The organism is Corallococcus sp. bb12-1, assembly GCF_026626765.1.
In the GTDB taxonomy this organism is placed as follows: domain Bacteria; phylum Myxococcota; class Myxococcia; order Myxococcales; family Myxococcaceae; genus Corallococcus; species Corallococcus terminator.
Window position 1 is genome coordinate 382,267 of record NZ_JAPNJZ010000002.1, and the last position, 13,525, is coordinate 395,791.

Sequence of the window (13,525 nt, forward strand, 5' to 3'; positions counted from 1 at the left end):
CAGGCTGCTTCCGGGGGAGGGGACGCGCTAGCGGGTGGCGGCGCGTTCGGCCTTGCGGTGCGCCAGGGTGCGCGAGAGCAGCCAGAGGCTGACGGCGAGCACCGCCAGGCCCACGCCGGTGAAGGCGCTGCCCACGCGCAGCGACGCCTTCCGGTCGTCCCGGAACACCTCCAGCGCGTCCGTGCGGGGGCCCGTCAGGTAGCGCCGCACGGTGTCCGCGAAGGCCGTCGCCTCCGCTTCATCCTCCGTCCACTGGAAGGCGAGCGGCTGGACGCCGGAGGTCGTCTCCATCTGGGGCCGGAAGATGGGCGCGGCGCCGCTGCGCCGGCTGCGGCTGCGGTCCACCTCCACGCGGAGGATGTCCTGGGGCGCGTAGCGGCCGACCTCTTCATGGTCCAGCCAACTGGAGCGGGTGAGGACGCACGGGGCCTGGGGTTCGCACCGCAGGTCCATGCGCGCCTTCTGGCCGAGGAAGAACACCCCCAGCACCAGGAAGGGCAGGCAGAGCATCAGGAAGGCCGTGGCACCGATGGCGGTGGCGCGACTGCGACGGTAGGGGAGCGCACGCACGGCCTGCGTCTATAGCCCGGGAGCCGCCAGGGGGCAGTGCTTTCGCGCGCTCGCAAGTGTCGCCCTCCGGGCAGGCAGGCGGCGCGGGGTGTTCAGCGCCGACGACTCCCGACGCCCGGGGCGAGGAAGGCCGGGACGGTCGAAAGGCACTTGCGACATGGGTCGGGGGTCCGCACCCCTTGTCCAGGGACGTCGCACCTCTCACTCAAGGAGTCCTCCGCCCATGAAGGCCGTGGCCATCACGTTCCCGTCGCGCGAGGTGCGGGTCCTCGACGTTCCCGAGCCGCGCCTGCATTCCCCCACCGAGGTCAAGGTGCGCACGTTGGAGGTGGGCGTCTGCGGCACCGACCAGGACATCCTGAAGGGCCGCCATGGCGCGGCGCCGAAGGACGAGGACCACCTCATCCTGGGCCACGAGTGCGTGGGGGAGGTGGTGGAGGTGGGCGTGCACGTGCAGGGCCTGAAGGTCGGGGACCTGGTGGTGCCGCGCGTGCGCAGGCCGTGTCCGCACACGCGCTGCCCGGCGTGCCGTCACGGCCATCCGGACTTCTGCGTGACGGGCGACTACACGGAGCGCGGCATCCAGGGCGCGCACGGCTTCTGCGCGGAGTTCTTCGTGGAGGACGCGGCGTACCTGCACCGCGCGGACGACGCCCTGCGCGGCGTGGCGGTGCTCACCGAACCGCTCACCATCGCGGAGAAGGGCCTGCGGGAGGTGGGGCACATCCAGTCGCGGCTGCCGTGGAAGAGCGTGCCGGGCAAGGCGCTGGTGCTGGGCGCGGGGCCGGTGGCGCAGCTGGGCGCGATGGCGCTGATGCGCGCGGGCTACGAGGTGACGGCGTATTCGCGCAGCCCCAAGCCCAACGAGAAGGCCGCCGCATCCGAGTCCATTGGCGTTCCGTATGTGTCCTCCAAGGAGGTCACGGTGGAGGCCTTGAAGAAGCAACTGGGTGGCGGCGTGGACGTCATCTACGAGGCCACGGGGGCGTCCAAGGTGGCCTTCGATTCGCTCAACGTGTTGGAGGAGAACGGCGTGCTCATCTTCACCGGGGTGCCCGGGCGCGAGGAGCCGCTGGAGCTGCAAGGTGCGGAGGTGCTGGGGCAGTTGGTGCTGGGCAACCGGGTGATGTTCGGCACGGTGAACGCGTCGGACGGGGACTTCAGCGCGGCGCTGGAGGACCTGGCCCGCTTCCGTGCGCGCTGGCCCGGGAAGGTGGAAGCGCTCATCACCCAGCGTCATCCGCCGTCGGAGTTCGCGAAGGTGGTGGAGGCGAAGGGCGGCATCAAACACGTCATCACGTTCCAGGAGCATGCCCGGTGAATCCCAATGTGGACCTGAAGGGCGGCGTCGCCATCGAGGACCATGGCGTCATCGGAGACCTGCGCACGGTGGCGCTGGTGGGCCACGAGGGCACCATCGACTGGCTGTGCTACCCGCACTTCGACAGCCCCAGTGTCTTCGCGGCGCTGGTGGATCCGGAGAAGGGCGGGCACTGGCGTGTGTCGCCGGAGCCGGACGGGGTGCTGAAGCGCCAGTTCTACTGGCCGGACACCAACGTGCTGGTGACGCGCTTCTACACGCCGGACGGCGTGGGGGAGCTCATCGACCTGATGCCCCTGGGCAAGGGCGCGAGGGCGGAGGGGCGCGAGATTCTTCGCCGCATCCGCGTGGTGCGCGGGGAGATGTCCTTCCGCATGGAGTGCTTCCCGGCGTTCAACTACGCCCGGGACGAACATGAGACGCACGTGGTGAATGGCGGCGCGGCCTTCGTGTCCCAGGGCCTGAGCATGCAGTTGGTGACGCCGGTGAAGCTGAAGCAGGAGGGCCGGGGCGTCGTCGCGCACTTCACGCTGAAGGAGAGCCAGTCCGCGGTCTTCACCCTGCGCGAGGGCGGGGTGGAGGGCTGCCACCAGCACCTGCACACGCACGACTCCGCGGAGAAGCTCTTCCGGGACACGGTGGACTACTGGCGGCACTGGTTGTCCAAGTGCAAGTACACGGGGCGGTGGCGGGAGATGGTGCAGCGCTCGGCGCTGGCCCTGAAGCTGATGACGTTCGAACCGTCCGGCGCCATCGTCGCGGCGCCCACGTGCAGCCTGCCGGAGTCCCCGGGGGGCACGCGCAACTGGGACTACCGCTTCTGCTGGCTCAGGGACGCGGCCTTCACCGTCTACGCGTTCATGCGCATCGGCTTCGACGAGGAGGCCGCCGCGTTCATGCGCTGGGTGGAGGCGCGGTGCGCGGAGTCCGGGGATGGGCCGCTGCCGCTGATGTACTGCCTGGATGGCAGCCCGGTGCCGAAGGAGGAGGAGCTGAAGCACCTGGACGGCTACGGCGGCGCGAAGCCGGTGCGCATTGGCAACATGGCGGCGGGCCAGCTCCAGTTGGACATCTACGGCGAGCTGATGGACTCCGTGTACCTGTCCAACAAGTACGCGGCGCCCATCTCGTATGACTTCTGGCGGCACCTGCGCCGGCTGGTGGATTGGGTCTGCGAGAACTGGCAGAAGCAGGACGAGGGCATCTGGGAGATTCGCGGTTCGCGCCGGCACTTCGTCTATTCGAAGTTGATGTGCTGGGTGGCGGTGGACCGGGCCATCCGGCTGGCGGACAAGCGCAGCCTGCCCGCGGACCGCGCGAAGTGGCTGACCACGCGCGACACCATCTTCGAGGAGATCATGGAGAAGGGCTGGTGCGCGGAGAAGGGCGCCTTCATCCAGGCCTACGGGCATGAAGCGCTGGACGCGGCGAACCTCCTGATGCCGCTGGTGTTCTTCCTGTCCCCGGTGGATCCGCGGATGCTCTCCACGCTGGATCTCATCCGCAAGCCGCCGCGCGAGGGGGGGCTGACGTCGGACGGGCTGGTGTTCCGCTACGAGGCGGACGCGACGCTGGATGGCATTGAAGGCAGCGAAGGCACCTTCAACCTGTGCAGCTTCTGGCTGGTGGAGGCGATGACGCGCGCGAGCGCGGCCCGGCCGGACCTGCTGGACGAGGCGCGGCTCATCTTCGAGCGGATGCAGGGGTACGCGAACCACCTGGGGCTCTACGCGGAGCAGACGGGCATGTCGGGCGAGGCGCTGGGCAACTTCCCGCAGGCGCTCACGCACCTGTCGCTCATCAGCGCCGCGTTCAACCTGGACAAGACGTTGGGACGCCACGATTGATGCACGGAGACTGGTAGAGTGCGGGCACCCGCCATGTCCGACCTGTACCCGCTGCTGTTCCGCTTCGCCGTGAAGGCGGACGCCCACTACGACGTGTTCAGCCGCCGCGTGCGCAAGGGGCTGGGCATCGCCCCGCCGCTGCGCATCCTGCCGTACCGGGGCTACGGCACGCCGGAGCGCGTGGTCATCAAGGCGCGAGTGCTGGAGGAGCGCAAGGTGAAGCCCTCGCGCCAGCGGCACACGCTCCTGAGCAGCGCCGTCGCTTCCTACAAGCGCTACATGACGCGTGAAATCGCCAGCGCGCACGTGGCGGTGCGCTGGGGGGACAAGCACTGGGAGGGCACGACGGACGAGGAGGGCTTCCTGGAGCTGTGGGTTCCGCCGCCGGCGGGGGTGCGCTCGGGCTGGCATATGGTGGAGCTGGAGCTGCTGTCACCGGAGCCGGAAGGGGCTCAGCGCGTGTCGGCGCCGGTGCGGGTGGCGGGGGCGAGCGCGGAGCTGGGCGTCATCAGCGACATCGACGACACGGTCATCGCCACGGGGGTGACGGATCCGCTCAAGCGCGCGTGGACGCTGTTCCTCACGGAGCACCGGGTGCGGCTGCCGTTCCCGGGCGTGGATGCCTTCTACGCGGCGCTCCAGGCGGGCGCGAGCGGCACGGCGGACAACCCCATCTTCTACGTGTCCAGCAGCCCGTGGAACCTCTACGAGCACCTGGACGAGTTCCTCTCCATCCACCGCATCCCCATTGGTCCGTTGCTGCTGCGCGACTGGGGGCTGTCGCGGGATGGGTTCGCGCCGGGCGGGGGACATGGGCACAAGCTGGACAAGATTCGCGGCGTGCTGGAGACGCTGTCGCATCTGCCGTTCGTGTTGATTGGGGACAGCGGGCAGGAGGACGCGGAGCACTACCGCACCATCGTCCGCGAATTCCCCGGCCGCATCCGCTGCGTCTACATCCGCAACGTGCAGGGGCGCTCCAAGCGCGGAGAGGAGATGACCAGCATCGCGGAGGACATCCGCGCCGGAGGCAGCGAACTGGTGGTGGTGGATGACACGGTGGCCGCGGCGAGGCACGCGGCCCGGGCCGGGTGGATTCGCTGGGAGGAGGTGCCGGAGGTGGAGGCACACCGCCGCGAGGACGCCGCCCGGGGTGCGTTGGGCGACCGGGGCTGAAGATTTCCAGTCACTCCGTGATGACAAGCGTCACGGAGGCGTCACGCGGGTGTTGTCGCTTGAGGGTGGGGACGGGGGTGTGGCAGAGCCAGGGCTCCCCGTTTCACTGCTCAAGGATGTGACCATGCTTCGACACCGGGTGCAGTTGTCCGTGCTGGCTTCCGCGCTGTGGTTGGGTGCGTGCAACGCGCCGCCCGCGCCGACGGAGGAGCCGACGCCGACGTCGGAGGCCCCGCGGTCGGTGCGCTCGGTGGAGTCGCGGCTGAGCCAGATTGAGTTGGAGTACGAGGGCCCGACGGCGCTGCTCGAAGCCGACATGGAGGCGGGCAACGACGAATGCGACACGTACAACAACTGGTGTGACGGCACGCTGGAGGTCTACAGCTTCCCGTGGACGTCCCCGCAGGCGCCGACGGTGGCGGACGCGGTGGAGTCGGTGTTCGCGCTGCGGCAGGACGACCGCATCCCGTTCCGGTTCCAGGGCAACGTGCCGTTCAGCACCATGTCGCAGCAGCTCTTCTTCTTCGACGCGTTGGATCCGCACCTGTTGACGGAGCTGGGCAACGGCACGGAGCAGGTGCAGATTGCCTACTACTACGCGTCGTACCTGGTGGCCGCGGGCGCGCACGACTGGAACCACCTGTTCATCGTGCTGTACCCCCAGTCGCACCGCGTGGCCGTGTTCAACCTCGTGAACCACGAGACCTGAGCCGTCAGGACCTCACGTCACCGGACGGCCACTCTGCACGTGGACCATCCGGATGGCGCGGTCCATCAGCTCGCCCTGGGCGGAGCGCTTGTCTCCGGTGGCCGGCGGAATGCGCCGGCGCCAGGTGCCATCCGAGGCCAGCTCCCAGGAGCCGCTCGTGTCCACCATGCACCGCTCCACCACGTCGCGCACCTGCGCGCTCAATGCAGGGTCCTCCACCGGCGCCAATATCTCCACGCGGTGGTCCAGGTTGCGCGGCATCATGTCCGCGGACCCGATGTAGCAACGCGACGTCGCGCCCCGTTCGAACGAATAGATGCGCGGGTGCTCCAGGAAGCGGCCCAGGTTGGACACCACCCGGATGTGCTCGGACACGCCCGGCACCCCCGGCCTGAGGCAGCAGATGCCTCGCACGTTGAGCTCCACCTTCACCCCCGCGCGCGACGCGTCATACAGCGCGCGGATGATGCCCGGGTCCACCAGCGCGTTCATCTTCATCAGGATGCGCGACGGCGTCTCCGGAGTGTGCGCGGCGAGGGTCTTCTTGATCTCCTCCATCAACCCCTCACGCATGGTGAGCGGCGCCACCAACAGCTTGCGGAAGGAGCGCGGCCGGCCAAAGCCCGTCAGGAAGTTGAAGACATCCGCCACGTCCGCGCCAATGTCCGGGTCGGTCGTGAACAGCCCCAGGTCCGTGTAGAGCCGCGCCGTCTTCGGGTTGTAGTTGCCCGTGCCGATGTGCACGTAGTGCCGCACCCGCTCACCCTCGCGCCGCACGATGAGGATGGCCTTCGCGTGCGTCTTCAGGCTGGGAATCCCATACACCACGTGCACGCCCGCCTCTTCCAGCGCGTTCGCCCAGCGGATGTTGGTGCGCTCGTCGAAGCGTGCCTTCAGCTCCACCATGCACACCGCCTGCTTGCCGTGCTCCGTCGCGCGGATGAGCGCGGGCACCAGCGGTGAGCTGTCCGACGTGCGGTACACCGTCTGCTTCAGCGCCAACACGTCCGGATCCTCCACCGCCTCGCTCACGAAGCGCTCCACCGACGTGGTGAAGGATTCGTAGGGGTGGTGCACCAACAGGTCCCCCCGGCGCATCGCCGACATCACCGTGCCCCCGCCGTCCGGGGACTCGTTGTCCGTGCGCAGCCGCGCCTGCGTCACCGGCGTCCACGGCGGGTCGCGCTGCTCCGTGAAGCCCGGCGTCATCGCCAGCGACATCACGTCCGCCAGGTCCAGGAGGCCGTGCTCCTCGTACACCTGCCGGGGCTCCAGCGACAGCGCCTCCACCAGCGGCTCCAGCAGCTTCGGGCTCATCCCCGCCTGCACCTCCAGGCGGATGACGTTCCCGAAGCGGCGCTGGGAGAGCTCCGTCTCCACCGCCTTGAGCAGGTCCTCCGCGTCCTCGGACACGGTGAAGTCCGCGTCGCGCGTCACGCGGAACAGGCTCCAGTTGAGCACCTCCATCCCGGGGAAGAGGTCCCCCAGGTGCTGCGCGATGATCTCCTCCAGCGGCACGAAGAACGAACCCGGACCGCCCTTCAGCGGCACGAAGCGCGGCAATATCTCCTTGGGCACCTTCACCCGCGCCACGCTCTCCTCCTCCGCCACCGGGTCGCGCAGCAACACCGCGAGGCTCAGGGACAGGTTGGAGATGTACGGGAAGTGCCGCCCCAACCCGATGGCCAGCGGCGTGAGCACCGGGAAGATCTGCTCGCGGAATCTCTGGTCCACCTGCGCGCGCTGGTCCGCGTCCAGCTCCTTCATGGACAGGATGCGCAGGCCCTTCTCCGACAGCGCGGGCCGCAGCACCTTCTCGAAGCAGTCCGCGTGGCGGCGGCCCTGCTCCAGGATGCCCGTGTGCAGCTTGTCCAGCGTGTCACCCGGGGACGCGCCGTCCGGCACCAGGCGGCCCACGCGCGCGGCGATCTGCTCGTGCAGCCGCGCCACGCGGATCATGAAGAACTCGTCCAGGTTGCGCGCGTAGATGGAGATGAACTTCAGCCGCTCCATCATCTGCACTTCCGGGGCCTCCGCCAGCTGCAACACCCGGTCGTTGAAGGCGAGCCACGACAGCTCACGGTTGAAGAACAGGTCGCTGTCCGTCACCTCCGTCCCCGGAGGGACGGCATCCCGATCCAGGGCCTTCTGGGTGACGCCTTTCGCGGCCGCGCGCTTCGCCATGACGTTGTGACTCCTCGAGCAGACCCGCACTCAGGATGTGCCCTCTAGCAGCCCCGAACCGCGCCGATTGTGAACTCGCACGTCTGGCCCGGAACCGGACATCCGGACGTATCCCACCTCGGCTGACGCTGTCAGCGACCGGTGAGGCGTGGGCGGTGTGGACTTTCTTGCATCCCCTTGCATCCGGGGAGCGCGGGCGGCATTCAGAAGGCGTGAGCGCTCCTGACAGCCCCCTGCGAGTCGTCCCCGGCGGTGCTCCGGTGGACACGTCCCCGGATGCCCTCTTCTCCGCCTTCCGCGAGGGCCATCAGAAGAAGCTGGGCCGCTTCAGCTTCACGTGGTTCGTGGCCGCCGCGGTGCCCTTGTTCCTGGCCGTGGGCTTCTTCTTCCTGTGGCGCACCAACGGAACGACGTTCTCCGTCATCACGCCGCACGGCATCAAGGTGGTGCGCTCGGGGATGAGCAGCCAGGAGGTGAAGGGCCTCCTGGGCTATCCGCTCACGCTCCAGAAGCAGGGCGACCAGGACTGCTACCGCTACGGCCGGCCCAACTTCCGCAACGACGTCTTCGTCGTCTACTCCGTCTGCTACGAGGAGGGGCAGGTGCGCGACGTGCTCGCCCACCAGTACTCCGCCTGGCAGGTGGACCCGACCACCGGCGCCTTCGTCGCGCCGGGCCAGGACACCCCGCCCACCCCCGTCCAGCCGTAGCCAGGACGGGGCGGCGGGCGCTTCAGCCCTGCGCGAGCCCTGCTTCAGCGCCTTCGAAGGTCACCTTCGCCAGCGTCATCACGTGCTCCACCGCGAGCAGGTGCCACGCCACGTCGTTCATCTGCGCGGCGGCGGCGGGGTCGATGAGCGACTCGCGGAGCTGGGCCTCGGTGATGCCGAAGGGCTCCGAGGACTCCTTGAGCAGCTCCAGCGCGACCTGCGGCGTCAGTTGCAGCTTGTCCCGCTGGGCGATGGCGCGCAGCACCAGGGCGATCTTCAGCCGGCGCTCCACGTCCTCGCGGATGCCCGGGTGGTGCAGCCAGCCGTCCAGCGCCTCCTTCTGCTCTTCCAGGCTGAAGAACTTCTGGGCGAGCGTCTCACCCTCCATCTGCAGCCAGCGGCGGCGGATCTCCTCGTCCACGAGCGCCTTGGGCACCTGGACGTCCGTGCGCGACACCACCGTGTCCAGCACCATGTTGCGCGCGTCCACCCAGAGCAGGTCGGACATCTCGCCTTCCATCTCCTCCACGATGGAGCCCATGACCTCCTCGTGCGTGGCGCCCCGGCCCATCTGCTGGAGGAACGCGTCCGACTCCGTGTCGGGCATGCGCACCTCGCGCGCGGCCTTCACGTCCACCAGGAAGCGCGCCGGCATGCCGCGAAGCTGCTCCGCCGGGTAGTCGTCCGGCAGGATGAGGCCCACCTCCACGCTGTCGCCCACGCTGGCCTCGGCGATGACCTCCGAGAAGCCGGGCAGCATCAACTGGGGGGCCAGCTCCATCCAGTAGCCCATGCGCGTGCTCAGCGGGATGAGCCGGCCGTTGGCGTAGCCCAGGATGTCCAGCTGCACGTCGTCGCCCATGGCCAGCGCTTCACCTTCGGCGCGCGGACGGCTCTCCGCCTTGGCCCGCGCCAGCTCGTGGAAGCGCTCCAGCAGGTCCTCCTCCGTGAGGTCCTCGCCCGCGGGAACCCGGATGTCGAGGTTCTCCAGCGAGGGGGCCTTCACCTCCGGCAGGTCCGCCTGATGGCCCAGACCGGGGGCGACGGGCAGGCGCTGCACCAACTGCTGCACGGGGGCCTGCGCCGGGGCGGCGACGGGTTCCGGAGGCTTGTTGGCGGAGGCGGCCGGCTTCTTCGCCGGGGTGGAGGAGGCAGGACCGGACGCCTTGGCGCCCGGCGACTTCTCGGAAGGGGTCTTCTTGCTGGCCACCGGTGGGCCTCCTGGCAGATAGCGACCGTGGTCCCAGATGGGATTGAAACGAGCGCGTCTCACCCGGTGGTGCCTAGCAGAAAACCAGCCTCCGGTGACAACCCCGGACGAACTGTCCGGGGGTCGAACCGGGTACGACGACTACCCGAACAGGCCGCCGACGAAGCTGGAGACGGCGGAGACGGCGGCGCCCACCTGGCTGACCACCGGGATGTTCGTGGCGGCGGCGATGGAGCCCACGGCGGTGATGACGCTCGTGACCTTCTTGGTGGTGCTGGCGTTCGGGTCACGCACGGTGGAGACCGCGTTGGCCGTGTCGAAGGCGGCGATGGCGATGTTGGCGCCCGGCGCGAAGCGGCCGGCGGCCTTGGCCAGCGTCCCACCCGCGGCCTTGGCGGCGGCGGTCGCACCGGCCTTGGCGGCGGCCTTGCCACCCTCGGTCAGCGCGGCGCGGGCGGCGGCGCGGGAAGCCGTGCCGGTGATGACCTTGGCGGCGACGCCGCTCTCCTTCACGGCCGTGTTCACGGCGGTGCGCACGCCGCTCTTGATGGCCTGGCTGGTGCCACCCTCGAAGGCGGCCTTGGCGGCGGCGCCCGCGGCGGCACGCGCCAGCTTGGGACCCGCGCCCGGGACGGCGGACTTGAACGCGCTGCTGGCGGCCTTGTAGGCGCCACCGAACTTCTGCACGTCACGGGCGATCTCCAGGCCGCCCTTGACGGTGCTGACCGCGCCCTTGCCGGCGGTGGCGACAGAGCCGAGCGCCTTGTTCCAGTCCTCGCTGCTGCCGCTGCGCACCGCGTTGCGAACGTCGCTGATGGCCGTGCCGGTCTGGCCGACGAGCTTCGCGGCGCTGGTCAGCGTGCCGAACGCCTTGCCCGCGATGCCGAGCTTGCCCTTCAGGTCGAGCTTCGTCTTCGGGTCCGTCGCCTTGGACACCAGCTTGTCGACGTTGCCCTTCAGCGTCGCCTTGAAGCCGTCCGTCTTCAGGCTCTTGACGTTGTCGAAGCCGTCCTGCACGGCCGTCTTCACCTTGTTGAAGGTGTCGTAGCCCTTCTTCGCCTGCGTCCCGATGTCCTTCGCCGCCTTGATGGGGTCCTGCTTCACCTGGCGGATGGTGTTGCTGACGGTGCGGCGGGCGCGGTCGATGAGGCTCATTTGCGGGCTCCCTCGTGGAGATTCGAGGAATGGGATTTGGAAGGCGATGACTGCTGTGTGGGGATTATCGCCTCAACCCGCGATCAGTTGCGTAGCACCCCCACAAAGCACGGAAAGGTGGTTGTGCGTCAAGACGAACTGTGCGTCCAGGTCGGTCCTGGACGCGTAGATAGGGATGTTGACCCACGTGTCGTTGGCTCGCTGCGTCAGCGACAATCCCGGTCGGCGCCGTCCTGGCAGTGGCCGGCTTCGGAGTCGAACGCCTCCGCGATGTGGAGCGTGTAGTGGATGGGGGTGTCCTTCTCCGGGTGGGCCATGCCGTCCACCACCACCAGCACTGTTTGTCCCTGGGCCAGGGTGAGCTTCAGCGCCGGGGCGTTCTTCGCGGTGGGGCGGGGATGGGAGGCGCAGCCCAGCTCCACGCCCCGGCAGCCGGTGAGGACGTAGAGGGCGTTGGCGGCGGCGGCATCGGTGCCGGGCGAGGTGTCGAAGACGTAGGTGCCGGCCCGGGGCGCCGTCCACAGGTGGGCCCGGTCCTGCTGGAGCAGCGCGCCGCAGGTGCCCTGGAAGCCGTCGCCCGACGCCGCGGTCTCCCCCTGGAAGGTGACGGGCAGCGCGCTGCCCAGGTCGTGGTGCGCGCAGCCCTGGCCCTTGCAGCCCGGTTCGTCGCGGCAGTCGGTGTCCGCGCAGTCCACCCAGCGGTCGCCGTCGTTGTCCATGCCGTCGAAGCAGGCGCCGGCCTCCGTGGGGCGGAGCGCGTCGATGTGCAGTTCGAAGAAGCCCTGCGTGAACGGCCCGCCGGCCACCGCGTCCACCGTCACCAGGACCTGTTGCCCCTTCGTCAGCGGCACCGCCACCCGCGCGCCGCCGCCGTAGCTGATGCCGCCCGTGGCGCACGCCAGCTCCGCGCCGCCGCAGCCCCCCGCGAACACGGCGATGACCGAACGCACCGCCGAACGGGCCGTGTCGAAGGTGAAGGTGCCCGTCCGGGGCGCCGTCCACAGGTAGCCCCGGTCCGGGGCCCCCGCGCCCCCGCAGGAGGCGGCGTGGTCGTCGTTGGCTTCCACGGTGGAGCCCTTCACCGTGACGGGCAGCGAGCTGCCCAGGTCCCGGTCCGCGCACACGGGCTCAGTGGTGGCGCACACGTTGGGGACGCCCGTGCCGCCGCACGTCTCCGGCGCGGCGCAGCTTCCACACGACAGCGTGCCGCCGCAGCCGTCCGCCACCGGTCCGCACGTCTTGCCGAGCACGCCGCAGGTGGCCGGCCGGCACGAGGGCGCTCCGCACACGTTGGCGGTGCCGCCCCCGCCGCACTGGAGGCCGCCCGGACACGTGCCGCACGTCAGGGTGCCGCCGCAGCCGTCCGCCACCTGTCCACAGTCCTTGCCCAGCGCGTCGCAGGTGGACGGGGTGCACGGGGCCTGGCCGCAGACGTTGGCCACGCCCGCGCCGCCGCATGTCTCCGGCGCGGTGCAGCCGCCGCACTCCAGCACCGCGCCACAGCCGTCGGACACCCGGCCGCAGTCGCTGCCCAGGGACTGGCAGGTGGCGGGCACGCAGGTGCCGGGGCCGCAGACGTTGGCCTTCCCCGCGCCGCCGCATGCCGCCTCCGCCGGGCAGGTGCCGCACTCCAGCGTGCCACCGCAGCCGTCCAGCACCTCGCCGCAGTCCCGGCCCAGCACGGCGCAGGTGGCGGCCAGGCACGCGCCCGGGGCGCACACGTTGGCCACGCCGCTCGCGCCGCACGCGAGGCCCGGTCCACACGCGCCGCACTCCAGGACGCCGCCGCAGCCGTCGGACACCGGGCCGCAATCCTTGCCCAGGGCCTCGCAGGTGCCGGGCGTGCACGCGGCGTGGCCGCACACGTTGGCGGCGCCGCCCCCGCCGCATGTCTCCTCGGGCCCGCACGCGCCGCACTCCAGGACGCCGCCGCAGCCATCCGCCACCTGTCCGCAGTTCTTCGCCAGGGCCTCGCAGGTGGTGGCGACACACGCGGGCGGTGCACAGACATGGGGCACGCCGCTTCCTCCGCAGACCTCCGGGGCCGCGCACGTGCCGCATTCAAGGACGCCGCCACAGCCATCCGGGACGGGGCCGCAGGTGGCCCCCAAGGCCTCGCAGGTGGACGGGGTGCACGGCGCGGGGCCGCAGACGTTGGGGATGCCGCCTCCGCCGCAGGCCTGCCCCTCCGCGCAGGGGCCGCAGTGCAGCGTGCCGCCGCAGCCGTCCACGGCGATGCCGCAGTCCAGGCCCTGCGACGCGCACGTCATCGGCATGCAGAAGGTGGTGGACGGGAGCAACTGGAAATCCGTGTCGTAGGGCTGCTGCGTGGGGCCACAGGCCACCCACAGCCCGAGCAGTGCCACCCAGAAGACCCCCGCACCCCGTCCGCTCCCCATGCCCCGTCCCCGCCGCCCGTGAAGTCCCGCGCCCCGAACCTGTCGGACAGTCGGACAGGTTGGGAGCGGCACCCGTCCGCGCGAAGCGGTGGCAAGCCCCGAAGGGCCGCCAGCGGTTGGAAAGGCGTCACTGCCCCATCCCGCCAGGCGGCGGGCCGCGCACTGGTGGACACCGGACGGGCCAGAGAGGGGGGTGGGCGCGACGGGGCGAAGTCCCCACCGTGAACGGACGCGGATGTGATGG

The 13,525-nt window shown here is 70.2% G+C and carries 10 protein-coding genes; 5 read left to right on the plus strand and 5 right to left on the minus strand.

Translation table 11 applies throughout. The features are described 5' to 3' along the window. Positions 1-27: 27 nt before the first annotated feature. A complete protein-coding gene (locus OV208_RS07505; RefSeq protein ID WP_267573132.1) occupies positions 28-570 on the minus strand; it encodes a hypothetical protein in 543 nt (180 codons plus the stop codon). Between the two features lie 223 nt (positions 571-793). Between OV208_RS07505 and OV208_RS07510 the strand changes: the two genes are divergently transcribed. The 4 genes from OV208_RS07510 (at position 794) to OV208_RS07525 (ending at position 5,623) form a co-directional block, all read left to right on the plus strand. After that, on the plus strand, positions 794-1,891 hold the full coding sequence (locus tag OV208_RS07510; protein ID WP_267573133.1) for a glucose 1-dehydrogenase: 1,098 nt from the start codon (positions 794-796) through the stop codon (positions 1,889-1,891). Further along, positions 1,888-3,738 carry a glycoside hydrolase family 15 protein gene (locus OV208_RS07515; protein ID WP_267573134.1) on the plus strand — a complete coding sequence of 617 codons (1,851 nt, stop codon included), beginning with the start codon at positions 1,888-1,890 and terminating at the stop codon, positions 3,736-3,738. Before OV208_RS07510 ends, OV208_RS07515 begins: the two co-directional genes overlap by 4 nt. A 33-nt stretch (positions 3,739-3,771) precedes the next feature. Next, entirely contained in the window at positions 3,772-4,914 is a 1,143-nt protein-coding gene (locus OV208_RS07520) for an App1 family protein (protein WP_267573135.1), read from the plus strand. Between the two features lie 124 nt (positions 4,915-5,038). Then, positions 5,039-5,623, plus strand: coding sequence for a hypothetical protein (locus tag OV208_RS07525; protein WP_267573136.1), 585 nt, complete (start codon positions 5,039-5,041; stop codon positions 5,621-5,623). 12 nt (positions 5,624-5,635) lie between these two features. On the opposite strand, the gene ppk1 is transcribed toward OV208_RS07525, so the two are convergent. Next, complete coding sequence (gene ppk1, locus OV208_RS07530; protein ID WP_267573137.1) at positions 5,636-7,807, minus strand: polyphosphate kinase 1; 2,172 nt, start codon at positions 7,805-7,807, stop codon at positions 5,636-5,638. A gap of 212 nt (positions 7,808-8,019) precedes the next feature. Here ppk1 and OV208_RS07535 point away from each other — a divergent pair, with 212 nt between their 5' ends. Next, on the plus strand, positions 8,020-8,517 hold the full coding sequence (locus OV208_RS07535) for a hypothetical protein (RefSeq protein ID WP_267573138.1): 498 nt from the start codon (positions 8,020-8,022) through the stop codon (positions 8,515-8,517). 22 nt (positions 8,518-8,539) lie between these two features. On the opposite strand, the gene OV208_RS07540 is transcribed toward OV208_RS07535, so the two are convergent. The 3 genes from OV208_RS07540 to OV208_RS07550 all read right to left on the minus strand — a co-directional run bounded on the left by OV208_RS07540 (position 8,540) and on the right by OV208_RS07550 (position 13,248). Beyond that, positions 8,540-9,727: a peptidylprolyl isomerase gene (locus tag OV208_RS07540; protein WP_267573139.1), complete on the minus strand. Its 1,188-nt coding sequence runs from the start codon at positions 9,725-9,727 to the stop codon at positions 8,540-8,542. A 141-nt stretch (positions 9,728-9,868) separates the two neighbouring features. Next, positions 9,869-10,882 (minus strand): hypothetical protein, encoded by a 1,014-nt coding sequence (locus OV208_RS07545; protein WP_267573140.1) that lies wholly within the window; start codon positions 10,880-10,882, stop codon positions 9,869-9,871. 206 nt (positions 10,883-11,088) lie between these two features. Further along, positions 11,089-13,248 carry a tryptophan synthase alpha chain gene (locus OV208_RS07550; RefSeq protein ID WP_267573141.1) on the minus strand — a complete coding sequence of 720 codons (2,160 nt, stop codon included), beginning with the start codon at positions 13,246-13,248 and terminating at the stop codon, positions 11,089-11,091. Positions 13,249-13,525: the final 277 nt, after the last annotated feature.

What these genes read in the sequence shown, in the direction of transcription:
- OV208_RS07510 (WP_267573133.1), top strand. Translation starts at nt 794, where the DNA reads ATGAAGGCCGTGGCCATCACGTTCCCGTCGCGCGAGGTGCGGGTCCTC.
- OV208_RS07520 (WP_267573135.1), top strand. Translation starts at nt 3,772, where the DNA reads ATGTCCGACCTGTACCCGCTGCTGTTCCGCTTCGCCGTGAAGGCGGAC.
- OV208_RS07525 (WP_267573136.1), top strand. Translation starts at nt 5,039, where the DNA reads ATGCTTCGACACCGGGTGCAGTTGTCCGTGCTGGCTTCCGCGCTGTGG.
- ppk1 (WP_267573137.1), bottom strand. Translation starts at nt 7,807, where the DNA reads ATGGCGAAGCGCGCGGCCGCGAAAGGCGTCACCCAGAAGGCCCTGGAT.
- OV208_RS07545 (WP_267573140.1), bottom strand. Translation starts at nt 10,882, where the DNA reads ATGAGCCTCATCGACCGCGCCCGCCGCACCGTCAGCAACACCATCCGC.